The sequence below is a fragment of the Hydrogenophaga sp. genome, from assembly GCF_018780385.1.
GTDB lineage: Bacteria > Pseudomonadota > Gammaproteobacteria > Burkholderiales > Burkholderiaceae_C > Hydrogenophaga.
Window position 1 is genome coordinate 1 of the sequence record NZ_JADMJO010000016.1, and the last position, 23,592, is coordinate 23,592.

24 protein-coding genes are annotated in these 23,592 nt (G+C 67.1%); 17 read left to right on the plus strand and 7 right to left on the minus strand.

Annotated elements, in window-relative coordinates:
* From IV113_RS08175 to IV113_RS08195, 5 genes are all read left to right on the plus strand, one after another.
* The coding region (locus tag IV113_RS08175; RefSeq protein ID WP_291082873.1) for a threonine ammonia-lyase at positions 1 to 1,052 on the plus strand (1,052 nt) is incomplete at its 5' end.
* Between the two features lie 82 nt (positions 1,053 to 1,134).
* Positions 1,135 to 2,595 carry a mechanosensitive ion channel gene (locus IV113_RS08180; RefSeq protein ID WP_291082876.1) on the plus strand — a complete coding sequence of 487 codons (1,461 nt, stop codon included), beginning with the start codon at positions 1,135 to 1,137 and terminating at the stop codon, positions 2,593 to 2,595.
* A gap of 21 nt (positions 2,596 to 2,616) precedes the next feature.
* Positions 2,617 to 3,021: a PaaI family thioesterase gene (locus tag IV113_RS08185; protein ID WP_291082879.1), complete on the plus strand. Its 405-nt coding sequence runs from the start codon at positions 2,617 to 2,619 to the stop codon at positions 3,019 to 3,021.
* 50 nt (positions 3,022 to 3,071) lie between these two features.
* A complete protein-coding gene (locus tag IV113_RS08190; RefSeq protein WP_291082882.1) occupies positions 3,072 to 3,215 on the plus strand; it encodes a hypothetical protein in 144 nt (47 codons plus the stop codon).
* Positions 3,216 to 3,585: 370 nt separating this feature from the next.
* Positions 3,586 to 5,442, plus strand: coding sequence for a phosphoenolpyruvate carboxykinase (GTP) (locus IV113_RS08195; protein WP_291082887.1), 1,857 nt, complete (start codon positions 3,586 to 3,588; stop codon positions 5,440 to 5,442).
* 135 nt (positions 5,443 to 5,577) lie between these two features.
* On the opposite strand, the gene IV113_RS08200 is transcribed toward IV113_RS08195, so the two are convergent.
* Positions 5,578 to 6,123 carry a hypothetical protein gene (locus IV113_RS08200; protein WP_291082892.1) on the minus strand — a complete coding sequence of 182 codons (546 nt, stop codon included), beginning with the start codon at positions 6,121 to 6,123 and terminating at the stop codon, positions 5,578 to 5,580.
* Between the two features lie 106 nt (positions 6,124 to 6,229).
* Here IV113_RS08200 and IV113_RS08205 point away from each other — a divergent pair, with 106 nt between their 5' ends.
* The 3 genes from IV113_RS08205 (at position 6,230) to IV113_RS08215 (ending at position 8,677) form a co-directional block, all read left to right on the plus strand.
* Positions 6,230 to 7,237, plus strand: a complete 1,008-nt coding sequence (locus IV113_RS08205; protein WP_291083218.1) for a LysR family transcriptional regulator — start codon at positions 6,230 to 6,232, stop codon at positions 7,235 to 7,237.
* A gap of 24 nt (positions 7,238 to 7,261) precedes the next feature.
* On the plus strand, positions 7,262 to 8,182 hold the full coding sequence (locus tag IV113_RS08210; RefSeq protein WP_291082895.1) for a metallophosphoesterase: 921 nt from the start codon (positions 7,262 to 7,264) through the stop codon (positions 8,180 to 8,182).
* Between the two features lie 72 nt (positions 8,183 to 8,254).
* Entirely contained in the window at positions 8,255 to 8,677 is a 423-nt protein-coding gene (locus tag IV113_RS08215; protein ID WP_291082898.1) for a universal stress protein, read from the plus strand.
* 69 nt (positions 8,678 to 8,746) lie between these two features.
* On the opposite strand, the gene IV113_RS08220 is transcribed toward IV113_RS08215, so the two are convergent.
* Positions 8,747 to 9,391, minus strand: a complete 645-nt coding sequence (locus IV113_RS08220) for a TetR/AcrR family transcriptional regulator (RefSeq protein WP_291082901.1) — start codon at positions 9,389 to 9,391, stop codon at positions 8,747 to 8,749.
* 89 nt (positions 9,392 to 9,480) lie between these two features.
* Positions 9,481 to 10,419, minus strand: a complete 939-nt coding sequence (locus tag IV113_RS08225; RefSeq protein WP_291082903.1) for a LysR family transcriptional regulator ArgP — start codon at positions 10,417 to 10,419, stop codon at positions 9,481 to 9,483.
* Between the two features lie 109 nt (positions 10,420 to 10,528).
* On the opposite strand from IV113_RS08225, the gene IV113_RS08230 reads away from it, so the two are divergent.
* Complete coding sequence (locus IV113_RS08230; protein WP_291082906.1) at positions 10,529 to 11,884, plus strand: D-amino acid dehydrogenase; 1,356 nt, start codon at positions 10,529 to 10,531, stop codon at positions 11,882 to 11,884.
* Between the two features lie 7 nt (positions 11,885 to 11,891).
* On the opposite strand, the gene IV113_RS08235 is transcribed toward IV113_RS08230, so the two are convergent.
* Entirely contained in the window at positions 11,892 to 12,785 is an 894-nt protein-coding gene (locus IV113_RS08235; protein WP_291082909.1) for a M14 family murein peptide amidase A, read from the minus strand.
* A gap of 88 nt (positions 12,786 to 12,873) precedes the next feature.
* Here IV113_RS08235 and IV113_RS08240 point away from each other — a divergent pair, with 88 nt between their 5' ends.
* Both IV113_RS08240 and IV113_RS08245 read left to right on the plus strand, forming a co-directional pair.
* Positions 12,874 to 13,395 carry a flavin reductase family protein gene (locus IV113_RS08240; RefSeq protein ID WP_291082912.1) on the plus strand — a complete coding sequence of 174 codons (522 nt, stop codon included), beginning with the start codon at positions 12,874 to 12,876 and terminating at the stop codon, positions 13,393 to 13,395.
* Between the two features lies 1 nt (position 13,396).
* Complete coding sequence (locus IV113_RS08245) at positions 13,397 to 14,299, plus strand: DMT family transporter (protein ID WP_291082915.1); 903 nt, start codon at positions 13,397 to 13,399, stop codon at positions 14,297 to 14,299.
* A gap of 89 nt (positions 14,300 to 14,388) precedes the next feature.
* Here IV113_RS08245 and IV113_RS08250 read toward each other — a convergent pair whose 3' ends face one another.
* Both IV113_RS08250 and IV113_RS08255 read right to left on the minus strand, forming a co-directional pair.
* Entirely contained in the window at positions 14,389 to 15,393 is a 1,005-nt protein-coding gene (locus tag IV113_RS08250) for a tripartite tricarboxylate transporter substrate binding protein (protein ID WP_291082918.1), read from the minus strand.
* A gap of 124 nt (positions 15,394 to 15,517) precedes the next feature.
* Entirely contained in the window at positions 15,518 to 16,432 is a 915-nt protein-coding gene (locus IV113_RS08255; protein WP_291082921.1) for a LysR substrate-binding domain-containing protein, read from the minus strand.
* A gap of 104 nt (positions 16,433 to 16,536) precedes the next feature.
* On the opposite strand from IV113_RS08255, the gene IV113_RS08260 reads away from it, so the two are divergent.
* Positions 16,537 to 17,181 (plus strand): NAD(P)-dependent oxidoreductase, encoded by a 645-nt coding sequence (locus IV113_RS08260; protein WP_291082924.1) that lies wholly within the window; start codon positions 16,537 to 16,539, stop codon positions 17,179 to 17,181.
* 93 nt (positions 17,182 to 17,274) lie between these two features.
* Here IV113_RS08260 and IV113_RS08265 read toward each other — a convergent pair whose 3' ends face one another.
* Entirely contained in the window at positions 17,275 to 19,485 is a 2,211-nt protein-coding gene (locus tag IV113_RS08265; protein ID WP_291082927.1) for an acetoacetate--CoA ligase, read from the minus strand.
* Positions 19,486 to 19,596: 111 nt separating this feature from the next.
* Here IV113_RS08265 and IV113_RS08270 point away from each other — a divergent pair, with 111 nt between their 5' ends.
* The 5 genes from IV113_RS08270 to IV113_RS08290 are packed head-to-tail and all read left to right on the plus strand — an operon-like array spanning position 19,597 to position 23,588.
* Complete coding sequence (locus tag IV113_RS08270; RefSeq protein WP_291082930.1) at positions 19,597 to 20,343, plus strand: TetR/AcrR family transcriptional regulator; 747 nt, start codon at positions 19,597 to 19,599, stop codon at positions 20,341 to 20,343.
* Entirely contained in the window at positions 20,340 to 21,281 is a 942-nt protein-coding gene (locus IV113_RS08275) for an ABC transporter substrate-binding protein (RefSeq protein ID WP_291082933.1), read from the plus strand. The genes IV113_RS08270 and IV113_RS08275 overlap by 4 nt, the downstream gene beginning before the upstream one ends.
* Before the next feature lie 22 nt (positions 21,282 to 21,303).
* Positions 21,304 to 22,071: an ABC transporter ATP-binding protein gene (locus tag IV113_RS08280; RefSeq protein ID WP_291082936.1), complete on the plus strand. Its 768-nt coding sequence runs from the start codon at positions 21,304 to 21,306 to the stop codon at positions 22,069 to 22,071.
* Entirely contained in the window at positions 22,072 to 22,815 is a 744-nt protein-coding gene (locus IV113_RS08285; RefSeq protein ID WP_291082939.1) for an ABC transporter permease subunit, read from the plus strand. It begins immediately after the preceding gene.
* Positions 22,812 to 23,588: an ABC transporter permease gene (locus tag IV113_RS08290; RefSeq protein ID WP_291082942.1), complete on the plus strand. Its 777-nt coding sequence runs from the start codon at positions 22,812 to 22,814 to the stop codon at positions 23,586 to 23,588. The genes IV113_RS08285 and IV113_RS08290 overlap by 4 nt, the downstream gene beginning before the upstream one ends.
* The last annotated feature ends 4 nt before the right edge of the window (positions 23,589 to 23,592 follow it).

Below are 23,592 nucleotides of genomic sequence, written 5' to 3' on the forward strand. Positions count from 1 at the left end.
TCAAGGAGCGCGGTGCCTGCAACAAGCTCGCGCAGCTGAGCGCCGACGAACGGGCGAGCGGCGTGATCGCCATGAGCGCGGGCAACCACGCGCAAGGTGTGGCCTACCATGCCCACCGCTTGGGCATTCGCGCGGTGATCGTCATGCCGCGCTTCACGCCCGGGGTAAAGGTGGAGCGCACGCGCGGCTTCGGCGCCGAGGTGGTGCTGCACGGCGACACGCTGGACGAGTCGCGCACCCACGCCCGCGAACTGGCGCAGCAGCAAGGCTTGGTGTTCGTGCACCCCTACGACGACGAAGCCATCGTGGCCGGCCAGGGCACGGTGGCGCTGGAGATGCTGCGCGAGCAGCCGGATCTGGACACGCTGGTGGTGGCCATCGGCGGCGGCGGCCTGATCGCCGGCATGGCCACGGCGGCCAAGGCGATCCGCCCGGACATCGAGATCATCGGCGTGCAGACCGAGCGGTTCCCCGCCATGGTCAATGCAATCAAGGGCACCCACCTGCCGCAGGGCACAAGCACCATCGCCGAAGGCATTGCCGTGGGCACGCCGGGCGTGATCACCGAGGCCATCGTGCGCCAGAAGGTGGACGACCTGCTGTTGGTCGACGAGGGCGACATCGAACAGGCCATCGTAATGCTGCTGGAAATCGAAAAGACGCTGGTGGAAGGCGCGGGCGCCGCCGGCCTGGCCGCGCTGATCAAACACCCGGAGCGCTTCGCCGGCAAACGCGTGGGCCTGGTGCTGTGCGGCGGCAACATCGACCCGATGCTGCTGGCCTCCATCATCGAACGTGGCATGGTGCGCGCGGGCCGCTTGGCGCGCATCCAGGTCAACGCGCGCGACGTGCCGGGCAACCTGGCCCGCATCACCGCCACCGTGGCCGACGCGGGCGCCAACATCGACGAGGTGCACCACCAGCGCGCCTTCACGCTGCTGGCCGCGCAAAACGTCGCCATCGAACTGGTGCTGCAAACGCGCGGGCGCGAACACATCGCGCAGGTGATCGAACGCCTGCAGCAAGCGGGTTTCGAGACCGCGCTGCTCTGAGTTCAGGCGCGAAGCCTGGTTGACGCTGGCCGAGGCGCTCTGCATCATGGCCCGGTCCTGACACACCAATCCGAGGAGCGCCATGAACACCAACGCCCTGTGGGAATCGCTGCAAAGCAATCTCGGCACCCACATCCCTCAGTTGCTCGGTGCGCTGGCCATCTTCATTCTGGGCTGGCTGATCGCCGTGGTCGTGCGGGCGGCCACGCGCAAGAGCCTGGGCTTCATCGGCGTCAACCACCGCTTCGGCAAGCTCACCGGCACGGGTGTGGACATCGAGGGCGCCGTGGCACTCGCCCTGTTCTGGGTGGTGATCCTGCTCACGTTGATGGCGGTGTTCAATTCGCTGAACCTGGCCATCGTCTCCGGCCCGTTCTCGGCATTCGCCACGCAGCTGTTTGAATACGCACCGCGCCTGCTTGGCGGCCTGGTGCTGGCGCTGGTGGGCTGGCTGGTGGCCAGCGTGGTGCGCGCCCTCACGCAGAAGCTGCTCGACAAGACCACGCTGGACGACAAGCTCTCGGAACACGCCGACATGGCGCCCATGAGCGAAGGTCTGGCGGGCGCGTTGTTCTGGCTCGTGATCCTGCTGTTCGTGCCAGCCATCCTGGGCGCGCTGCAGCTCGAAGGTCTGCTGGATCCCCTGCGCAACATGGTCACAAAGACACTGGACATGCTGCCCAACGTGGTGGCGGCGTTTGTGATCGGTGGCGTGGGCTGGATCGTGGCCACCGTGCTGTGCAACCTCACCACACACCTCAGTCGCACGGCAGGCATCGACAAGCTGGGCGCCCGCGCAGGTCTGGCCGAGTCGGTACGCCTGTCCAGCGCGATCGGCATGCTGGTCTTCATCGCGGTATTTTTGCCCTCGCTCATCGCCGCGCTGGACGCCCTGAAGATCGAAGCCATCTCGCGCCCCGCGACCGACATGCTGGGCACCCTGATGCAGGCCGTTCCCCACATCATCGCTGCCGGCCTGATCCTGGTGATCACCTGGCTGGTGGCCAGCTTTGCCAGCCAGTTGCTGGCCAGCCTGCTCGCCACGCTGGGCTTTGACACGCTGCCTGCACGCGTGGGGCTGGCCCACGCGTTCGAGAAGACCAGCGCCTCCCGCGTGGTTGGCCGGGTGGTGCTGTTTTTCGCCATGCTGTTCGCCACGGTGGAGGCGGCCGCGCAACTCGGGTTCCACCAGGTCAGCGACATCGTGACCAGCTTCATACGCTTCGGCGGCGACATCCTGCTGGGCTCGGCGATCCTGGTGATCGGCTTCTGGCTGGCGAACGTGGCCCATGACGCCATCGACCGCGCCAGCGGCGCGCGCACCCAGGGGCTCGCACGCATCGGCCGCTACGCGATCCTGGCGCTGGTGATCGCGATGGGCCTGCGCGCCATGGGCCTCGCCGATGACATCGTCAACCTCGCCTTCGGTCTCACGCTGGGCGCGGTGGCGGTGGCCGTTGCACTGTCGTTCGGCCTGGGCGGGCGCGAGGCGGCTGGCAAACTGATGGATCACTGGCTCGCCCGTTTCCGCAAAGAGGACTGAATGACCCATCCGCTGCCCCCCATGTCCGTTGAATCACTGCAAGGCCTGCTGTCCGCTTGGTTTGCCCCCTGGGTCCAGGCGCTGGGCTTGCAGGTCGAGTCGTTTGCCGACGGCGAAGTGACGCTGCGTCTGCCGCAGAACGACCAGCTCTCGCGCGTGGGCGGCATGCTGTGCGGCCAGGCCATGATGTCGGCCGCGGACACCGCCATGGTGCTGGCCATCGTCACGCAGTTGGGGGATCAGCGCCCCATGACCACGGTGCAGCTCAACACCAGCTTCTTGAAGCCTCTCTCCGGCCAGGACGCCCGCATCACCGCACGCGTGATCCGCGCCGGCAAGAGCCTGGTGTTCGGCGAAATCGACATCGCTGGCGCCACCGACGGGCGCAGCGTGTGCCGCGCGAGCACCACCTACGCCTTGCTCTGAAGCGTCTGCCTTAAAATCGCCGGAGTTTTGAACCACCTTGCGGAGAGCCCATGTCCCAGCACAACCACAACACCCCCAGCGACCAGCCCCAAGACGTGGTGGAGTCCATCGTTCCCATGATGCCCATCGTGCTGCCCATCGCCGGCGGTGTGCTGATGTTCCTGCTGGCCTTCATCGCCGTTTTCATGGCCTGAGCCAGCGCGCTCCGGCTTCACGGCCGAACGCCCCCGCGGGCGTTCGGCCGTTTTGTTTGGCGTCGCGGGGCTCTTCTCCGATCACTGTTTAATGCATCACGTTATGCGGGTTTTGCATGTAACCAGTTCGTAACCTGCCGCCCACTTTCATAAAATCGAGGCAAGGACGACACACGGACCGAGCCGCGGGCACACCAACCCGCCCCTTGTCCCTCTTGCTGCCGGGCGCCAACCGCCCCACAGCCACCAGCGCCGACCGCCCCTTTCAAGCACAAGGGACCCTGACAGCCGCCCAGTTGCATATTTTCTGCAGCCCGCGGCTGTCGGCGTCTCTGGTGCCCACCGGTTATCAACTTCTGGAGCCTTTTCCATGAACTCTCCCGTGATGCAGGGCCTGACCCTCAACACCCCCTCCTATGTGAAGAATGCCCGGCTGATCGCCTGGGTGGCCGACATGGCCGCCCTGTGCAAGCCCGACACGGTGGTCTGGTGCGATGGCAGCGACGAGGAATACGCCCGCCTGTGCGAGCAACTGGTGAGCGCCGGCACGATGAAGCGGCTCAACCCGGTCAAACGTCCCAACAGCTTCCTGGCCTGCTCCGACCCGTCGGACGTGGCTCGCGTGGAAGACCGCACCTTCATCTGCAGCAACAAGCAGGAAGACGCTGGCCCGACCAACAACTGGAAGGCACCGGCCGAGATGCGCGCCACCCTGCAACCGCTGTTTGACGGCTGCATGCGCGGGCGCACCATGTATGTGGTGCCGTTCAGCATGGGCCCGCTGGGCAGCCCGATCGCCCACATCGGCATCGAGCTCTCCGACAGTGCCTACGTGGCGGTCAACATGAAGCTCATGACCCGCATGGGCAAGGCCGTGTTCGACGTGCTGGGCACCGATGGCGAATTCGTGCCGTGCGTGCACACCGTGGGCGCACCGCTCGCTGCTGGCGAGACGGACCAGACCGGCTGGCCGTGCAACCCCACCACCAAGTACATCGTCCACTACCCCGAAACGCGCGAGATCTGGAGCTACGGCTCGGGCTACGGCGGCAACGCGCTGCTGGGCAAGAAGTGCTTCGCGCTGCGCATCGCCTCCACCATGGGCAAGCAGCAGGGCTGGCTCGCCGAGCACATGCTCATCCTGGGCGTGACCAACCCCGAAGGCAAGAAATACCACGTGGCAGCCGCCTTCCCCAGCGCCTGTGGCAAGACCAACTTCGCCATGCTGATCCCACCCAAGGGCTTCGAGGGCTGGAGCGTCACCACCATCGGTGACGACATCGCCTGGATCAAGCCGCGCGCCGATGGCCGCCTGTACGCGATCAACCCCGAAGCGGGCTATTTCGGTGTGGCGCCAGGCACCAACACCATGACCAACCCGAACTGCATGGCCAGCCTGGACCGCGACGTGATCTTCACCAACGTGGCCCTGACCGACGACGGCGACGTGTGGTGGGAAGGCATGAGCGATGCACCTGGGCACGCCATCGACTGGCAGGGCAAGGACTGGACGCCCCAGATCGCCAAGGAAACCGGCGCCAAGGCCGCCCACCCCAACGCCCGCTTCACCGTGGCCGCCACCAACAACCCGGCGCTCGACCCGGCCTGGGACGATCCGGCCGGCGTGCCGATCGACGCCTTCATCTTCGGTGGCCGCCGCTCCACCACCGTGCCGCTGGTGACCGAAGCCCGCAACTGGACCGAAGGCGTCTACATGGCCGCCACCATGGGCTCGGAAACCACCGCCGCCGCCTTTGGCGCGCAGGGCGTGGTGCGCCGCGACCCGTTCGCCATGCTGCCCTTCACCGGCTACAACATGAGCGACTATTTCCAGCACTGGCTGGACATGGGCGATCAGCTCACGAACCAGGGCGCCAAGCTGCCCGGCATCTTCTGTGTGAACTGGTTCCGCAAGGACGAGGCCGGCAAGTTCGTCTGGCCCGGTTTTGGTGAAAACATGCGCGTCCTCAAGTGGATGATCGACCGCCTGGAAGGCCGTGGCCAGGGCACCGAGCACGCCTTCGGCGTGAGCCCGCGCTATGAAGACATCCATTGGGACGGCCTGAACTTCTCGGCCGAGCAGTACAAGACCGTCACCCACATCGACAGCGCCGCCTGGATGAAGGAACTCGAACTGCACAGCGAGCTGTTCACCCAACTGGCTCACCACCTGCCACGGGAACTCGAGGAGACAAAAGCGAAGATCGAGAAGCGCCTGGCCGCCTAGGGCCAGAGCTCCGACAGGGTTCGCTGCACGATCTGCGGCGCTCCTCAAGCCTCCCGGGTCAAGAAGCCCGGGCGAAAAAAAAGCCACCGGACCTGGTGGCTTTTTTGTGGGCGCGCGCCCGAGGCGCGTTGGCGCTCAGAGGTAGCGGTTGTGCAGGTGGCGTGCAGCGCGTGCTTTGCCCAGACGCTCCCAGTACGACTCGGCGGGCGCTGCGGCTTCAGCCCGCACGGGCAGACCCAGCGGCGCCAGTGCAGCGTCGAACGTTTCGACAGGTTCGTCCAGCTCGGCGCGGGTACGGGCCAGGGTCAGCTCGCTCATCAGGCGGGGGTCGAGGCGGGCCATCTCCCACAAGCGGGTTTCCGCGCGGGCCTCCGCCATGGATTGCGACCAGCTGTCGAGCACCACCATGCCGCGGCGAGCAAGGCGGCGGGCCGAATCGGCAAACAAGGCCATGCCGGCGAACACGACCACCCACAGGAACACCCAGGCGAGCAAGAGATGGCCATCGGCCCAGGTGCTGACCACACGATCCGCCAGGATGACCATGGCAGCGACCACGGCGGCCAGCAACAGGGCAGCCAGGCTGCGCGAGCTGTCGGTGTGGCGACGGGTCTGCTTGGCCGACGGTGTACGACCGAGGCCCAGTGAAACGGAAGAGGGGGTGGATGCGAGGCTGCTCATGGCGAACTCCTAAGGAGGGATAAATGTCTTTTGGACAACGCAATACTAGGGTTAACCCGCGGTTCTTGCCAATTTATCTTTGTGATGATTTACATTCACAGGGGTGATAAATAGCTTGAACTTCCGCACGCTCGATCTGAACCTGCTTCGGGTGTTCGACGAGGTGATGACCGAGCGCAACCTCACCCGCGCCGCCCACAATCTCGCCATGACGCAGCCCGCGGTGAGCAACGCGTTGCGACGGCTGCGCGAGGTGGTGGGCGACGATCTGGTGCGCCGCTCCGGCTATGGCGTGGAACCCACGCCGCTGGCGCTGAGCCTGTGGCCGTCGGTGCGCGACGCGCTGCACTTGCTGCGTGAATCCCTGGCGCCGGGCACCTTCGACCCCGTGAGTGCGCACAACGCCTTCGTGCTGGCCATGGCCGACGCCACCGCAGCCAAACTCGTGCCCGGCCTCATGGACATCTTCGAGACCGAAGCGCCCGGGGTGAACCTGCGGGTCGTGCCGTTGACCACCCGCGACCCGCGCGATCTGCTGGAAAACGGCTCGGCCGATCTGGCGATCGGGCATTTTCCGGGCGCGCTGGCCGAGCTCGGAGCCCTGCACCTCCAGGAGAACAACCCGCAGTTCCTGCACCAGCGCCTGTACGACGGCGAATACGTGGTGGTGATGCGCAAGGGCCACCCCCTGGCCGGACAGCCGTTGAGCCTGGACGCGTACTGCGACGCGCGCCACCTGCTGGTGAGTTTCTCGGGGCGCCCTTTTGGCTTTGTCGATGAGGCCCTGGCCGCGCTCTCCCGCCAGCGGCGCGTGGTGCTCACGGTCAACCAGTTCTTCACCGCCGGGCGTGTGGTGGCCACCACCGATTTGCTCACGGTGCTGCCGCGGCACTTTGTCGGCGCCACCGGCATGGAACACGAACTCGCCCTGGTTGACCTGCCCTTGCAGGTGCCGGCCGTGCATGTGGACGCGCTGTGGCACCGCCAGGCCACCCACAACAGCGCGCACCGTTGGCTGCGGCAAGCGGTTGAGCGGGCGTCTGCGGTCGGCTTTCGCAATGTCAAGGCGGCGCCGGAGCCCACGCGGGCGCGCAAGGCCAAAAAGGGAGACTGACGGTCCCTGGCCGACAATGACCACATGAACATCCAGCTGCTCAGCGACCTGCACCTCGAAGCCAACCCCGCCTTTGTGCCCGTGCCCGCGGGAGATGCCGATCTGCTCGTGCTGGCCGGTGACATCGGCTCGTACCAGGTGCGCCGCGATGGCAGCGTGATGGGCGAACCCGACTGGGGGCTGCAACGGTTTTCTCCCCTGCCCCAATACGCGGGCTGGCCCGCGCCGGTGGTGTACGTGCCCGGCAACCACGAATACGACGCGCTGGACCTGGACAAGGCGCACGCCGAACTGCGCAAGGTGTGCGACCGGCTCGGCATCCAGTGGCTGGAGCGCGAAACCCTGCAGATGCAGGGCGTGCGCCTGATCGGCACCACGCTCTGGAGCGATTACGACGCGCTGGGTGAACATGCCCCGACGCCGACACCCGCCCGGCACGGCCGGGCCGGCGCGGTACCACCCAAACGCGCACCCGATCCGCTGACCCACCGTCTCCAGCAGCGCGAAAAAGCCTTTCGCGCCGCCAACCACTACCTGGTGAAGATGGGGGGCCAGCGCCACGGCCGCCTGTTCGACGCGGAGGCGATGCGCGCGCTGGCGCTGGAATGCCAGGCCTGGTTGCGCGATGCGCTGGCCGAGCCGTTCGACGGCCCGACGGTGGTCATCACCCACTTTGCTCCCACGCTGCACAGCATGGACCCGCGCTACGGCAGAAGCCCGGGCACGGCGGGCTTCTGCAACGGTCTGGACGAACTGCTGCCGCTGGCCGACTTGTGGCTGCATGGCCACCTGCATTGCCCGACCGACGTGCAGGTGGGGCGTTGCCGCATCGTGGCCAACCCGCTGGGCTATCACGACAAGAACGAGCAGGCCGGCTTTGTGCCCGCCTGCTGCATCCGCGTGAACCCAATCGCTGCGCCGCACGGCAAGGTACACGCTGTTTGAGGCAGCGCAAATGTCAGCCTTGCGAAGACCCTACACTCGCTCATTCACACCTGACCCAACAAGGAGACCCTCATGAAGATCCTGCTCGCAGTCGACGGCAGCGCGTACACCAAGAAGATGCTGGCCTACCTGGCGACCCACGACGAGATGTTCGGCAGCAGCAACTCGGTGACCCTCATCACGGTGCAAGCCCCGTTGCCTCCACGGGCACGCGCTGCGGTCGGTGCCGAAGTGGCCAACGGCTACTACGCCGATGAAGCCGCCAAGATCACCGCACCGGTGGTGAAATTCCTCAAGCGCCACGGCATGGACGCCACCGTCATCCAGAAGGTTGGGTCGGCGGGTGAAGTGATCGCCAAGGCCGCGGACAGCGGCAAGTTCGACCTGTTGGTGATGGGCTCACACGGCCACAGCGCACTGGGCAATCTGGTGATGGGTTCGGTGGCCACCATTGTTCTGGCCCATTGTGGTGTGCCGGTGTTGCTGGTTCGCTGACCCCACCCGTACCCCAACAAAAAAGGCCGCATCTGCGGCCTTTTTTATTGGGGCGAGGGGGAGGAGGCATCAGCGCGCCTTCAGCCCGTCAAAACAAGTGCTGAGCACCATCTCGATGATGTCTTCGTTGCTGTGCAGTCCTGAGCCCTTGAGAAAGCCCAGCACCGGATCGCAGGCCCGTGCATACAGTGTGTAGAGCACGGCGATGGCGGGCAAATGGCTGTTCAGGCTGCCGTCGGCCTGGGCCTGCGTGATCCAGCCCCCCAGACGCTCGCTCACGTCCATGAGACCGTCCACATAGGCCTTGTTGTTCGTCAGGGAGGCGCGCAGGCTGGAGTTGGCACTGGGCAACGAAGGCATCTCGCCAGCGAGCTGCACCTCCATCGTCCAGCGGGCCACGGCCCGGAGTTGTTCGATCGGCGGGTTGCCGGGGCGGCCTTCCAGGCTGTCGAGGAATGCACGAGCCAGGTCCATCACCCGCACCATGGCCGCAGCCGCCAGGTCCTCCTTGCTGGGGAAGTGCTTGTAGAGGCTGGCCTTGGCAATGCCGACTTCGGCGGCCACCTCGTCCACCGTCATGGCATCAAAACCCTTTTCAGCCAGCAGGCGATTCACCGCAGAAATGATCGCGTCTTCGCGGGCCAGATGCATTTGCTGGCGAAAGCTGCGTTTTTGAGGGGCTTCGGGCGGTGATTTGTGAACTGCGCTGGTCATGGAGAACCTTGTGAGACCTCTGGAATTCTGCTTCACTTTGACGGATTCGTCGACAACACTACCGAAAAGTAGTGTTGAAGACCCACCGGTCACTGCTTCGGCAGTTTGGCGTCGACGCCCGGCCGCAGGTTGTCGGCAGCCGCGCTGCGCAGCGCGGCACTCAAGGCGTCCAGCACGTCGGAGCTCAGGTTCCAGCAATGCCAGTACAGCGCCACGCCCAGGCGGTGGCGGGGCGCGAGATTGACCAGCTCGCCCGATTCGATCAGATCGCGCACGCGCAGCGCGGGCAACACGCTCACCCCCCAACCCGCCTGCACGGCGCGCACCTGGCCCTCGCTGGAGGGCACGAAGAGCTGCTTGAGCATCACCCGCGGCAGGCCGAAGGCCTTCATCACGAAGCCGTGTTGCAGGTTGTCCTTGCGGTTGAAGGCCACGAACGGGACCTTGTGAAAGTTGTGCGCGTTCAGGCCTTTGGGCAGGTGCTGCGCCGCGAAATCGGCCCGCGCAACGGCCACGTAGTCCATGGTGCCGAGCGCCTCCATCTTGCAGCCCCGCAGCGCCTGCCCGAGCGAGGTGACGCAGCCCAGCACCTGGCCCTCGCGCAGCCACTCGTGGGTGAACTCCTGGTCATCGGTGATGATTTCGATCGGCAAGCCGTTTTGTGCCAGCGCGTCGAGCGCGGGCAGGGCCCAGGTGGCGATGCTGTCGGCGTTGATGGCCACCGAGATGCGCTCCTCTTCGCGGCCACTGCCGGTGGAACTGGGCGCGAGTTCCTTGAGGTCCTTTTCCAGATCGGCGCGCAACAGCCGCATCATCTTGGCGTGCTTGAGCATGAGCTGGCCGGCCGGTGTCGGCTTGAGTGGCCGGCTGCGCACGATCAGCACGGTGCCGACCTGCGCCTCCAGGGCCCGCAGCCGCTGCGACACGGCCGATTGCGTGATGGACAGGCGCTGCGCGGCGCGCTCGAAGCCGCCCTCCTCAATGATGGCGGCCAGGCATTCAAGGGCGTCGGGATCGAAGGTGCTCATGGGGTCTATAAGCTGATCTGATGCCCAAAATTTTAGTTTAATTCCGCTTCACTTCGAAGCACCTTCTTTCGATACTGCACACCAGTTTCATCGTTTGAAGGAGTGGGTCATGCAAGTCACCGTACTGGGCGCGGGCATCATTGGCGTGAGCACGGCGTGGCACCTGCTGCAGCGCGGGCACGAGGTCACCCTGGTCGACCGGCAAACCGACGCGGCGCTGGAGACCAGCTTCGCCAACGCGGCACAGATCTCGGTGAGCTACTGCGAGCCCTGGGCCAACAAGGACGCGCCGCTCAAGACCCTGAAGTGGATGTTCTCCGACGAGTCGCCGCTGCTGTTCCGCCCGCAGCTCGACTGGGCGCAATGGCGTTGGGGGCTGCAGTTTCTGGCGCAATGCAACGACGCGGCCTTCGAGCGCAACGTGGCACAACTCGTGGCGCTGGGCTCGTACAGCCACGCCGCGCTCAAGGCGGTGGTGGCCGACACCGGCATCGAGTACCACCGGTTGGAGCGTGGCATCGCCCACTACTACACCGATCAGAAATCCTTTGACGGCGCCGCCGAAGCGGCCGCCGTGATGCAGCGCTTTGGCGTCAAGCGCCGCGTGGTGTCGCGCAGCGAACTGCTCACCATCGAGCCTGCGCTGCAGGCCTTTGCCGATCGCATCGTGGGCGGCACCTACACCCAGAGCGACGAGTCGGGCGACGCGCGCACCTTCACGCAACAACTGGCGACCCTGTGCGGCCAGCGCGGCGCGAGGCTGATGTTCGGCCACGACATCGAACGCCTGGACAGCGATGGCCGCGAAATCCGCGAGGTGCGGGTGCGTGACCGCCAGAGCGGCCTGGCGCGGGTGCTCAAGTCGGACGCCTTCGTGGTCGCTTGCGGCTCGTACAGCACGCCGCTGCTGAAATCGGTCGGCGTGGATGTGCCGATCTACCCGGGCAAAGGCTACAGCGCAACGCTGCCCCTGCTCAAGCCCGACCAGGCACCCAGCGTGAGCATGATCGACGACCAGCTCAAGATCGCCGTCTCGCGCCTGGGCAACCAGCTGCGCGTGGCCGGCACCATCGAACTCGGCGGGTTTGACCTTTCGCTGGACACGCCGCTGGCGAAGAAGCGCTGCGAGATGCTGGTGCGCCGCATTGAGCAGGTGTTCCCCGGTGTGGCCGACACCCGCACGCCCGAGCAAGGCGGCGACCCGCAGTTCTGGTGCGGTCTGCGCCCGGCCACGCCAACCAACATTCCCCTGATTGGTCGCACGAAGCTGCGCAAGCTGTGGATCAACGCCGGCCACGGCACGCTGGGCTGGACCCACGGCGCAGGCTCCGGCAAGGCCTTGGCCGAGTTGATTCACGGCGAACGACCCGCGATGGATTTCGGCTTTTACGGCATGCCGTCTGATGCGCAGACTGCGCCGGTGTCGGCACGCTTGCGGGTCGCCCAGCCGCCCGGCCAGGCCTGAGCCGGCGTCAAGGGCGCAAGCGCTCCACCATCCAGCGCTGCAGATCCATCCACATCTGCCGCATTTCGCTTTCCAGCGGGGCCCGAAAGGCGTTGGGCAATTCGATCGTGACCACGGGCATGCCGCTGTGCACGCCGCCGTAGTTGCCCAGGCTGCCGGGGAAGATGCCCACCTGGTCCAGATACAGGCGCCCGAGCTTGGGCGGTGGCGCGCCCGGGCCGTCGAAATCGAGCACGCCGTAGGGCGCGTGGATGCTCACGATCAGGTGCGGCTGGAAGCGCGCCATCTCGTCGTGCAGAAAGCGCGACTCGGGCTCCGACAGCGGGCTCGGGCCGGGCCAGCGGCGCGGGTCCTTGCGCGTGCGCTGCTCCCAATACACCTTGGCATCGCGCTCCCAGTTGGGCGTGGGAAAGTTGCGGTTGAGGTCCACACCCCGCGCGTTCACGCGGGTGGCGGGCCGGGCCAGCAGGCCGTCGGGGTTGAGCACGGGAATGAAACGCCAATGGGTGTCCGCAGGCTCTTTCAGCGCGTGCTGGATCCAGTGCAGCGCCACCGAAGCGGACGACATCTCGTCGCCATGCACGGCGCCCACCACCAGCACGCGCAAGCGCACCTGCGGCGCCACCACGTCGCGCGCGTACAGCGTGCGGCCCTGCGTTGAACGGCCCTCGGTGGGAACAAGCCCGGCGGCATCGCACAGCGCGCGCCCCATGTGCGGCAGGCGGGCCGACAGGTGCACACAAGGTCCGGCGGTGGCGGGCACGGTGGTGCGGTGGTGGGGTGGTCCGCGCAGCGGCGAGGTGGCCTGCACGCCCGTGACCAACACCAGCCCGACGACCAGCGCGAGCACCCGCGACAACGGTGGACGAGGCTTCGCGCGAAACAATGGGCGGCGTGACATCACGGCATTCTAGGGACGGCACCGCACAAAGACAGCGATCGCCGAGAATCAGGCCTTCATCGCCGCACGCTCTGGATCCACGTTCACCATGTCTTCTGCCCGCCCTCCTGTCCTGCAGGCCCGCGCGCCCGATTTTTCGGCGCGCGAGTTCCGCGCCTCGCTGGGCATGTTCGCCACCGGCGTGACCATCGTCACCGCGCGCACCGACAGCGGTGAACTGGTGGGATTGACGGCCAATTCATTCAACTCGGTTTCGCTGAATCCCCCGCTGGTGCTCTGGAGCCTGGGCAAGGCGGCGGGCTCCATGGCCGCGTTCTCCAACGGCCGGCACTACGCCATCAACGTGCTGGCCGCCGACCAGCAGGCGCTGGCCGAACAGTTCGCCGCCAAGGACACCGACCGCTGGGCCGGCGTGGCGTTTCGCGAAGGCGGCAACGGCGCGCCCTTGCTTGAAGGCGCCGCCGCCTCGTTTGAATGTTTCAACCGCAGCCAGTACGCCGAAGGCGACCACGTGATCTTCGTGGGCGAGGTGGAGCGTTGCAGCCACCGGGCCGAGGCCTCTCCGCTGCTGTTTCACGGCGGGCGCTTCTACACCGAACACCCGCTGTGACATGAGCGCCACCACCGTTCGCAAAACCCACCTCGACTCGCTCGCCATCACCCTGCTCGTGGTGTGCTGCGCCTTCTGGGGTTTCCAGCAGATCCTGATCAAGGACACCGTGGCCGAAGTGCCGCCGCTGTGGCAGGCCTCGCTGCGCTTCTGGGGCGCGGCCGTTCTGATCTGGCTGTGGTGCGCGGCGCGGGGCGTTCGCCTCTTTGAACGCGACGGCACGCTCAAGGCCGGCCTGCTCGCGGGCTCGCTGTTCGCGGGTGAGTTCGCTTTCATCTACCTCGGCTTGCTGCACACCACCGCGTCGCGCCTCACGGTGTTTCTCTACACCAGCCCGTTTGTGGTGGCGCTGCTGCTGCCCCGGGTGGTGCCCGGTGAAAAGCTGCGGCGCATTCAGTGGATCGGTTTGACGATCGCGTTTGCTGCGGTCGCGGTGGCTTTCAGCGAAGGCTTCACGCAAGGCTCGCCGGTGGCTGGCCAGTGGCTGGGCGACGCCATGGCGCTGGCCGCGGGCACGCTCTGGGGCCTGACCACGCTGACCATCCGCGCCACGAAGCTGTCCACCGCCAGCGCGGAAAAAACGCTGTTCTATCAGGTGGCGGTGACGGCGGTCGTCGCGCCTTTCGTCTCGCTCGCGCTGGGCGAGGCGTGGTCCCTCGACTACTCGGCGCGTGCCTGGGGTTCGCTGGGCATCCAGACCGTGGTGGGCGCCTTTGCCAGCTACCTCACCTGGATGTGGATGCTGCGCGTGTACCCCGCCACCCACATGTCGACCTTCACCTTCCTCACGCCGGTGTTCGCGCTGGTGTTCGGCGTGGTGCTGCTGAGCGAGCCGCTCACGCTGCAGCTGGTGCTGGCACTCGTGGGTGTGGCGGTGGGGATCGTATTGGTGAGCAAACGATAGCCCCCACGCTCCTCCGCTTCGCGGGTCGCTGCCCCCCAGGGGGCTGATTCGCCTTGGGGCGGCCCGGCGGCGAATCGCGCTGAGCCAGATCAGTTCTTTTTCGACAGCCCGAGCCGCTCGATGGTGTTCTTCTCCGCTGCAAACGTGCGCGCCGCGTAGGCCGTGTAGTCGGCGGTGTTCATGTAGACCGTGGGCTGGTAGAACTTGTCGAAGGTGGCCTTGACCTCGGGGTCGTCGAGTGTGGTCTTGAACGCGTCGTGCAGCACCTTCACCACGGCCGGGTCCATGCCCTTGGGGCCACCAATGCCGAACGGCGACTCGGAGATGGTGTCCCAGCCGCTTTCCTTCACCGTGGGCACATCGGGAAACGCCTTGTTGCGCTCCCGGCCGAGCGTGGCCAGCAGCCGCAGCTTGCCGCTCTGCACATGCGGCGCGAACTCGGTGGTCCCACTCATCATGCGGATGTGCCCTCCCAGAATGGAGCTCATGATTTCGGCCGAGCCCTTGAACGGAATCGGGTTGAGCTGGATGCCGGCTTTCTCGCTGAACTCCTCGATGGCCAGATGCGGCGTGGTGCCGGTGCCGGTGTGGCCGTACTCCAGCTTGCCCGGGTTGGCCTTGGCGTAGGCCACCATCTCCTTGAGTGTCTTGAACGGCGCATCCGCGGTGCAGGCGATGCCGAAGGTGTAGCCGGTGAGGCAGACGATGTGGGTGATGTCGGTCACCGGATTGAAGGGCATGGTCTGCATGTGCGGCAGACGGTAGATGCCCAGTGGCAACTGCGTGAGGGTGTAACCGTCGGGCTTGGCCTGCACCATGGCGCTGGCGCCCAGCGTGCCTCCCACACCCGGCTTGTTTTCGATCACCACCGGCACGCCCAGGGCCTTGCTCGCGCTCTGCGCCAGTGCTCGCATCACGCCGTCGCTGCTGCCGCCGGCGGGCCAGGGTGCAATGAGGGTGATGGGGCGCGAGGGGAACTTGTCTTGCGCCCACGCCGCGCTGCTGAACAGGCCTGGCGCGGCCACCGCGGCGGCGCCGCTCGCGGCCAGGGTGAGCGCCTGGCGGCGGTTGACGGAAGGGTCGCTGGACTGCATGGCATGTCTCCGGTATTGATGGGTTCATGCAACTTAGCGCATGCACGCGCCGGCCGAAAGCGGGTTGGCCCCGGGGCTTTCCCGTAGTCGGGCCCCAAGGCACACCCGCGCCTGGCTGCGCGGCTCAGCCCGGGCGAGCGGCGAAGTGGTCCTGCAAGGCCTGCAACGCGTGCCGCACCTTGGCCGGCTGCTCGTCGCGCCGTGGCGTGACCGCGTACACGGCCACCGGTGCAAGCCCCCAGTCGGGCAGCACGGGCGCGAGCCGGCCTTCGGCCAGGGGCTGGCGCACGTCGTCGGCCATGCCCGCGTACAGACCCCAGCCTGCCACCGCCATCGCCTGCAGCGCGGTCACCTGCGACGCGAGCAAGCGAGCGTCCACCCGCACCACGGCCTGCTCGCCCTGAGGTCCTTCAAAGGCCAGCGAGTCGACCGCCGCGCCACGCGGTGGCAGGCCCAGCCAGTCGTGCCCGGCGAGTTCGTCGGGGTGGCGCGGCCAGCCGCGCTCGGTCAGGTAGCGCGGCGCGGCGCACAGCTGGCGGTGCAGCTGGCCGATGCGGCGTGCCACGAGCGCCGAGTCGGTGAAGCGGCCCACGCGCAGCGCGAGGTCGACCCGCTCGGCGATCAGGTCGATCGGTGTGTCGTCCAGCAGCAGATGCAGCCGCAACCGGGGGTGGCGGCGCAGCGGCTCCAGCGCGGTGGCCAGCAGTTCGCCGAAGCCGATGGGCGCGGCCAGGCGCAGCTCGCCTTCGGGCTCGTCGCGCAGGCGCTCGAGCGCGCTGTCGGCACTGCGGGCCTGGGCCACCATGGCCGCGCAGGCCGGGTAGTAGCGCGCGCCGGCCTCGGTGAGGGTGATGCGGCGGGTGGAGCGGTGCAGCAGCACCAAGCCGAGCGACTGCTCGAGCAGCCGCAACTGCTGGCTCAACGCCGAGGGCGTGCTGCCGACGCGGCGCGCGGCGGCGCTGATCGAGCCGCTGTCGACGATCTCGGCGAACAAGGCCATGCGCTTGAGCTTGTCGGTCCAGCTGGTGGCGTCAATCATTCATTAGATTTTCTACAAGAAAAAAGCCGAAATGGCCATCTACCGCGCATTTTATGAAGATGAAACACTAGCTGTCATCTGCAAACCCCTGAAAGGACCCTGTCATGAAGATCGCCCTCATCGGTGCCACCGGCTTTGTCGGCAGCGCCGTTCTCACCGAACTGCTCTCGCGCGGCCACGCCGTGACCGCCCTCGCCCGCCACCCTGACAAGCTCAACGCGCAGGCCGGCCTGCAGGTGGTCAAGGCCGACGTGAACGACGCCGCTCAGGTGGCGCACGCCGTCGCGGGGCAGGATGCTGTGGTCAGCGCCTACAACCCTGGCTGGGGAGAGGCCGAGATCAATCGACTGTTCGGCTTGGGCTACGACGGCATCCTGGCCGGTGCGAAGCAGGCGGGCGTGAAACGCGTGCTGGCCGTCGGTGGCGCGGGCAGCCTGGAGGTGGCGCCCGGTCTGCAGCTGGTGGATACGCCCGAGTTCCCGGCCGAATGGAAACAGGGCGCGCTGGCCGCCCGCGACCTGCTCACGCGCTTGCGCGGCGAGACCACGCTGGACTGGACCTTCGTTTCACCGCCCATCGCGCTCGCACCAGGCGAGCGCACCGGCCGCTACCGCGTGGGTGGCGACCAGCTGCTGCAGGGCACGGGCGAAGCGCCTGCCGGCATTTCGGTCGCGGATCTGGCGGTGGCGATCGTCGACGAGATCGAAAAACCGAAGCACAACCGCCAGCGCTTCACGGTGGCGCACTGAAGCCCCCACGCTCCGCCGCTGCGCGGGTCGCTGCCCCCCGAGGGGGTTGATCCGCCTTGGGGCGGCCCGGCGGCGGATCGCTCTCGCCCTCTGCTAGGTCTGAGCGCGAGCCGCCGCGAAATTCACGTACCAGTCCAGGCAGCCCGGGTTGGCCATCGCTTCGCGGTTGATGACCTTCTCCAGCGGCTGGCCAAGCAACAGCTTCTTGATCGGCAGCTCCTGCTTCTTGCCCGAGAGCGTGCGCGGGATCTCGGGCACCTGAAAGATCTCGTTGGGCACGAAGCGCGGCGACAGCGCGGTCTTGATGCTGTCATTGATGCGCTGGCGCGTCGCGTCGTCGAGCACCAGACCCTCGCGCAACACCACGAACAGCGGCATGTAGCTCTCGCGGCCCAGGTACTCGAGGTCGACCACCATCGAATCCATCACCTCGGGCAGCGCCTCGACCGCGCTGTAGAGCTCGCTGGTGCCCATGCGCAGACCGTGGCGGTTGATGGTGGCGTCCGAGCGGCCGTAGATCACGCAGGAGCCGTCGGGGTGGATGCGCAGCCAGTCGCCGTGGCGCCAGACGGCGCCGGCCTCGTTGTCGAGATCACCGCCACCGGGCTTGCGGCCATGGCCAGCGGGGTACATGTCGAAGTAGCTGCCGAGCAGACGCTTGTTGCCGACGTCGCCCACAAAGTACAGCGGCATCGACGGGATGGGCTGCGTGCACACGAGCTCACCCACCTCGTCGCTCACTGGGAGACCCTGTTCGTTCCAAGCTTCCACGGCGCAGCCCATCAGGCGGCACTGCATGCGACCCGGGGTCTGAGGCAAGTCGCGGTTGCCGCCGATGAAGGCGCCGGCGAAGTCGGTTCCGCCCGAGATATTGCACCACCAGATGTCTTGTTCCTGCTCCGGCCGAGCCACCCCCCGTTCGGGCTGAGCCTGTCGAAGCCCTCTCTCCCGATCATCCTGAGCTTGTCGAAGGGCAGGCTCAGGGCGAACGGTATTGGCTTGGCACTCCCGCAATCTCCGGAACTGCTCGGTCCCCCACCTCTGCGCGTCTTCCGACAACGGTGAACCGGTGGTGCCCAACGCGCGCACCGCCGACAGATCCCCGCACGCCGAGAGGTCCACACCGGCCTTGAGGCAGTTCGCAAAAAACGCCGCGCCCGCGCCGAAGAAAGTCACGCCTTGCTCGGCCGCGAAGCGCCACAGCGTGGTCCAGTCGGGCTTGTCCCTGGCGCCACCGGGGTTGCCGTCATAGATCACGCAGGTGGTGCCGCCGAGCAGCCCGCCCACCTGCGCGTTCCACATCACCCAACCGGTGGAGCTGTACCAGTGGTATCGCTCGCCCCAGCTGTTGGGCTCATAACTGCAGCCGATGTCGTTGTGCAGGATCTTGAGCGCCAGCGCCACGATGGTGGTGCCGCCGTGGCCATGCACGATGGGCTTGGGCAGGCCGGTGGTGCCGCTCGAATACACGATCCACAGTGGGTGGTCGAAGGGCAGCCAGAGCGGTTCGAACTGCGCCACGGCCGCGTCCATGCGCGATGTGGCCTCGGCAAACGCGGTGCAGGGTGCGGCGGCCTGCAGCGCGCGGTCTGCGGCAGCGGCGGCATCTTCAGCGTCAGCAGCCAGGTTGGTGTGCAACACCACATGGCGCACCGTGGGCAAGGCCGCGCGCAGTTCGGCCACCACGGCCAGGCGGTCGAAGTCGCGAGCGCCGTAGGTCACGCCATCGCACGCAATCAGCACCACCGGCTCGATCTGGCGGAAGCGGTCAAGCACGGCGTTGGTGCCCATGTCGGGTGCGCAGATGCTCCACACACCGCCGATGCTCACCGTGGCCAGGAAGGCCACCATGGCCTCCGGAATGTTCGGCAAATAGGCGGCCACGCGGTCACCGGGCTGCACGCCCTGGGCCTGCAGGTGCAGCGCCAGAGAGGCCACCTGGCGGCGCAGTTCGGGCCAGCTCATCTCCACATGGCGGCCCTTTTCGTTGCGGCTCACGATGGCCATGAAACCGGCCTCGTGGGCGGGCTGCACGTGGCGCAACACCTGCTGCGCGTAGTTCACCTGCGCACCCGGGAACCACTTGGCGCCGGGCATCACGTTGCGCTCCAGCACGGCGGTGTGCGGCGTGGGTGAGCGCATGTCGAAGTAGTCCCAGATGCTTTGCCAGAACGCATCGAGCTCCGTGGTGGACCAGCGCCAGAGTGCGTCGTAGCTGTCGAAATGCAGACCCCTCTGCTCCGCCAGCCACTGCTGGTAGAGCCGGATCTGCGGGGTGAAGGGAGGTGGGTTTGTCTCGTTCATGGCGTGGTCCTTTTTGCCATCAGGTTAACAGCGCAGTTCCGTTCCGTGGCGACTGCTGGCCTCGGGTTTGTACGGGTGTTCAACTTTTTTGTACAGCTGTTCAATATCGCCATGCCCAGCCGCCACAGCCCCCGCACCGCTTCGCCTCGAACGAGCAAGGGCGCGGCGGCGTCGCGCCAAGCGCAGCGCCCCGACCGTCAACAGGCCATCCTGTTCGCGGCCGAAAAACTGTTTGCGCAGAGCGGCTACCACGCGGTGACGATCCGCCAGATCGCCGAAGAGGCCGGCGTGCCGCTGGCGCTGGTGGGTTACTACTACGGCCCCAAACAAGACCTGTTCCACGCCATCTTTGCGCACTGGAACCAGACCATCGAGGAGCGCCTGGTCGCACTCGATGCCGCCTCGCACGATCCCGAGGACCCGCAGACGCTCACGCGCATCGTGGAGGCCTTCGTTGGCCCGGTCATCAAGCTGCGCTCCAGTCCCGAGGGCCACCACTACGCCCAGCTGGTGGGCCGCGAGCTGGCCTACAACAGCCAGGAGGCCGACCGCGTGCTGCGCGACTTCTTCGACCCCATGGCCCACCGCTTCATCGACGCCATGCACAGCGCACTGCCCCACGCCACGCGCGCGGACGTGGCCTGGGGCTATCAGTTCGCGCTCGGCGCGCTGCTGCACCACCTGGTGGACGACCGCGTCGCGCGCCTGTCGCTGGACGTGAACCACCCTGGCGACCCCGCCGCGTGCGAGCGCCTGATCCGCTTCATCGTCGGTGGCCTGCGCGCCGCCCTGCCCATTCCGCCTCCTTCACTTTCGCCCCGCCCTTCGACCCCTTCCACCACAAGGAGACAACGATGAAACGACGCACCGCCCTGGCCGCCCTGGCCGCTGTTCCGGCCGCCATCAGCCTGCCCGCCTTCGCGCAGAGCGCCACCAAGATCGTGTTCGGCTACACCGCCGTGACCGACTTCGCCTCGGTGTTCGTCGCGGCCGAGAACGGCTACTTCAAGAAGCGCCAGCTCGACGTGGAGCTCAAGTTCATCCCGATCAACTCCACCATCCCGGCCGCGGTGCAGGCCGACTCGCTGCAGATCGGTGGCCCGACACCCAGCGTGTTCCTGCAATCGGTGGACGGCGGGCTGGACCACGTGGTGGTGGCCGGTGGCGGCGTGACCTCCAAGACCATCACCGGCTTCGGCCTGGTGGCCAAGGCCGGCAGCGGCATCCGCACCGCCAAGGACTGCGTGGGCAAGAAGATCGGCGTGCCCGGCCTGGGCGCCTTCCTGCACGTGACCTTCCGTGGCTGGCTCAAGACGCAGGGCGTGGACTTCAAGACGGTGAACTTCGTCGAGGCCTCGTTCCCCCAACACGGCGACCTGCTGCGCGGCGGTTCGGTCGATGCGGTGGTCAGCGCCGATCCGTTCATGAGCCGCATCACCGACAGCGGCATCGGCTACGTGGCGTCCTACTACTCGACCTTCCTGCCCGAGAACCAGCCCACCATCATCCACACCGCGCGGCGCGACTGGGTGGCACAAAACGCCGGCGCGGCGCGCGCCTTCCGCGAGGCGGTGCAGGAAGCCGCCGCCTTCATGCAGCAGCCCAAAAACAACGACGCGGTGCGCGCGGCCATCGGCAAATACATCAAGCTGCCGCCCGAAGTGATCGCCAAGATCCAGATCTCGCCCCCGGGACCGGTGGTCACCGAGAAGCAACTCACCTACTGGGTCGACCTCATGAACGAGCAGGCCATGCTCAAGGGCAAGCCCGACGTGGCCCGCCTGATCGCGAAGTGAGCGCAACGCACCCATGCCACCCATGACCGATACCGTCCTGCACTTCGACCAGGTGGCGATCACCCTGGGTGGTCGGCAAATCCTCTCGCCCACGGAGTTGTCCCTTGGTCGGGGTGAATTCGTCTGCGTGATCGGTCCCTCGGGTTGTGGCAAGACCACGCTGCTGCGCGCGGCCGCCGGTTTCGTGGCGCCCAGCAGCGGACGTGTGCTGCGCCAGGGCCAGGCCATCACCAGCCCCAGCCGCGAGGTGGCTTTTGTGTTCCAGGACTACGGGCGAGCCCTGCTGCCCTGGCGCACGGTGCAGGCCAACGTGAGCCTGGCGCTGGAAGCCGCGCAGGTGCCCGTGGCGGACCGTCCGGCTCGCATCGCGCGCGTGCTGCAGACGGTGGGTCTGAGCGCACACGCCGACAAGTTCCCGGCCCAGCTCTCGGGCGGCATGCAGCAGCGCGTGCAGATCGCGCGCTGCCTGGCGCAGCAGCCCGACGTGATGCTGATGGACGAGCCTTTCGGCGCGCTGGATGCCATGACGCGCGAGACCCTGCAGGACGAGCTGGCCCGGCTGGTGCGCGAAGAAGGCCTCACGGTGATGTTCGTCACCCACGACCTGGAAGAAGCGCTCTACCTGGGCGACCGCGTGATCGCGCTGCGCAGCAACCCCACGCCCGACTTGCCCAGCCTCGCCGCGCTGATCGAGGTGCCACTGCCGCAGCCGCGCGACCAGCTCAGCACCAAGGAACACCCCGAGTTCCTGCGCTTGCGTCGCGAGCTGTACCACTACCTGGGGCACTAGATGAAGGCCCTGGTTTTTCCAGCCGTTCTGCTCGGTGCACTCGAACTCTGGGCGCGCACCACCGGCCAGGGCAGCGACGCCATCGCCCCGCCCAGCGCCGCAGTGCGCGCCTTCGGTGGTGCGCTCATGGACGGCTCGCTATTGGAGGCCACGGCTTTCACGCTGGGCAGCGCCGCGCTGGGTCTGCTCATCGGTGCGATCGGGGGTTTGTTGCTCGGCACGCTGCTGGGCCTGTCGCGCCGCGCCGGGCAACTCGGTTACCTCAGCGTGGAGGTGGCGCGCCCGATCCCGTCGGTGGCGCTGATCCCGCTGGCGATGCTGGTGTTCGGCTTCGGCCTGCGCATGGAAGTGAGCGTGGTGGCCTTCGCCTGCCTGTGGCCCATGCTGGTGCTCACGCAGGCCGCTGTGTTGCAGGTGGAGCCGCGTTTGCTGGAGGTGGCGCGTGCACTGCAGCTCTCGCCGCTGCAGCGCTTCGCCTGGATCGTCGGCCCGGCCATCGTGCCGCGCCTGTTTGTGGCGCTGCGCCTGGGCGTGGCCATTGCGCTGGTGGTCGCCGTCACGGTGGAGATCGCGGCCAACCCGCACGGCATGGGCTACGCCATGATGATCGCGCAGCAGAGCCTGGACCCGGCGCTCATGCTGGCCTGGCTCGCGTGGATCGGTGTGGTGGGCTACGCCATCAATGTCGCGGCGCTGGCGCTGCAGCGTTGGGTGGCGCGCCGCATGGGGGAGCAGGCGGCATGAACCGGCTGCACAAAACCCTGTCGATGCTGGGCAGCGCCACCGGCTCGGTGCTGGTGCTCGGCGCTTTCATTGCCCTGTGGTGGGCGGCGAGCACCAGTGGCTGGGTCAACCGCGCCTTCCTGCCCACGCCGCAGGCCACGCTGGCCAGCCTGGTGCAGGGCCTGGCCGGCGGCGACCTCGCGGCCTACACCTGGGCCACGCTCAGCCGCATGGTCAGCGGCTGGGTGCTGGCCAGTGCGCTCGGCATCTCGCTGGGCGCGCTCATCGGCAGTTCGGCGCGGGCCCGCGAGTGGATCGCGCCCACGCTCGAATTCATCCGCCCGCTGCCGGCCTCGGCCGTGATGCCGCTGGCCATCGCGCTGTTCGGCCTGTCGGGCAACATGGTGCTGGCGGTGGTGGCGTTTGGCGCCATGTGGCCGGTGCTGCTGGCCACGCTGCACGGGCTGGCCAACGTGCACCAGCAGCTGCGCGAGGTGTCGCGCTCGCTGGAACTCAGCCACCTCAATTTCGTGCTCAAGATCGGCCTGCCCAACGCCATGCCCGACATCCTGGCCGGCATGCGCCTGTCGCTCACGGTCTCGCTCATCGTCTCGGTGGTGGGCGAAATGATCGCCTCACAACCCGGCCTGGGCCAGGCGATTTTGCTGGCCGCGCGCTCGTTCCAGGCCAGCGAGCTGTTTGCCGGCATCGCGCTGCTCGGGGCCATGGGCTTCGTGAGCAACGTGCTGCTCGCCCTGGCTGAGCGATCCCTGCTGCGCTGGCAGCGACCTTGATTTC

Bases quoted from the DNA above. Each gene is read 5' to 3' on its own strand.
- IV113_RS08195 (WP_291082887.1), top strand. From the start codon at position 3,586: ATGAACTCTCCCGTGATGCAGGGCCTGACCCTCAACACCCCCTCCTAT.
- IV113_RS08200 (WP_291082892.1), bottom strand. From the start codon at position 6,123: ATGAGCAGCCTCGCATCCACCCCCTCTTCCGTTTCACTGGGCCTCGGT.
- IV113_RS08220 (WP_291082901.1), bottom strand. From the start codon at position 9,391: ATGACCAGCGCAGTTCACAAATCACCGCCCGAAGCCCCTCAAAAACGC.
- IV113_RS08190 (WP_291082882.1), top strand. From the start codon at position 3,072: ATGTCCCAGCACAACCACAACACCCCCAGCGACCAGCCCCAAGACGTG.
- IV113_RS08275 (WP_291082933.1), top strand. From the start codon at position 20,340: ATGAAACGACGCACCGCCCTGGCCGCCCTGGCCGCTGTTCCGGCCGCC.
- IV113_RS08180 (WP_291082876.1), top strand. From the start codon at position 1,135: ATGAACACCAACGCCCTGTGGGAATCGCTGCAAAGCAATCTCGGCACC.
- IV113_RS08230 (WP_291082906.1), top strand. From the start codon at position 10,529: ATGCAAGTCACCGTACTGGGCGCGGGCATCATTGGCGTGAGCACGGCG.
- IV113_RS08260 (WP_291082924.1), top strand. From the start codon at position 16,537: ATGAAGATCGCCCTCATCGGTGCCACCGGCTTTGTCGGCAGCGCCGTT.
- IV113_RS08215 (WP_291082898.1), top strand. From the start codon at position 8,255: ATGAAGATCCTGCTCGCAGTCGACGGCAGCGCGTACACCAAGAAGATG.
- IV113_RS08270 (WP_291082930.1), top strand. From the start codon at position 19,597: ATGCCCAGCCGCCACAGCCCCCGCACCGCTTCGCCTCGAACGAGCAAG.
- IV113_RS08210 (WP_291082895.1), top strand. From the start codon at position 7,262: ATGAACATCCAGCTGCTCAGCGACCTGCACCTCGAAGCCAACCCCGCC.
- IV113_RS08250 (WP_291082918.1), bottom strand. From the start codon at position 15,393: ATGCAGTCCAGCGACCCTTCCGTCAACCGCCGCCAGGCGCTCACCCTG.
- IV113_RS08285 (WP_291082939.1), top strand. From the start codon at position 22,072: ATGAAGGCCCTGGTTTTTCCAGCCGTTCTGCTCGGTGCACTCGAACTC.
- IV113_RS08225 (WP_291082903.1), bottom strand. From the start codon at position 10,419: ATGAGCACCTTCGATCCCGACGCCCTTGAATGCCTGGCCGCCATCATT.
- IV113_RS08235 (WP_291082909.1), bottom strand. From the start codon at position 12,785: ATGTCACGCCGCCCATTGTTTCGCGCGAAGCCTCGTCCACCGTTGTCG.
- IV113_RS08255 (WP_291082921.1), bottom strand. From the start codon at position 16,432: ATGATTGACGCCACCAGCTGGACCGACAAGCTCAAGCGCATGGCCTTG.
- IV113_RS08240 (WP_291082912.1), top strand. From the start codon at position 12,874: ATGTCTTCTGCCCGCCCTCCTGTCCTGCAGGCCCGCGCGCCCGATTTT.
- IV113_RS08280 (WP_291082936.1), top strand. From the start codon at position 21,304: ATGACCGATACCGTCCTGCACTTCGACCAGGTGGCGATCACCCTGGGT.
- IV113_RS08245 (WP_291082915.1), top strand. From the start codon at position 13,397: ATGAGCGCCACCACCGTTCGCAAAACCCACCTCGACTCGCTCGCCATC.
- IV113_RS08185 (WP_291082879.1), top strand. From the start codon at position 2,617: ATGTCCGTTGAATCACTGCAAGGCCTGCTGTCCGCTTGGTTTGCCCCC.
- IV113_RS08290 (WP_291082942.1), top strand. From the start codon at position 22,812: ATGAACCGGCTGCACAAAACCCTGTCGATGCTGGGCAGCGCCACCGGC.
- IV113_RS08265 (WP_291082927.1), bottom strand. From the start codon at position 19,485: ATGAACGAGACAAACCCACCTCCCTTCACCCCGCAGATCCGGCTCTAC.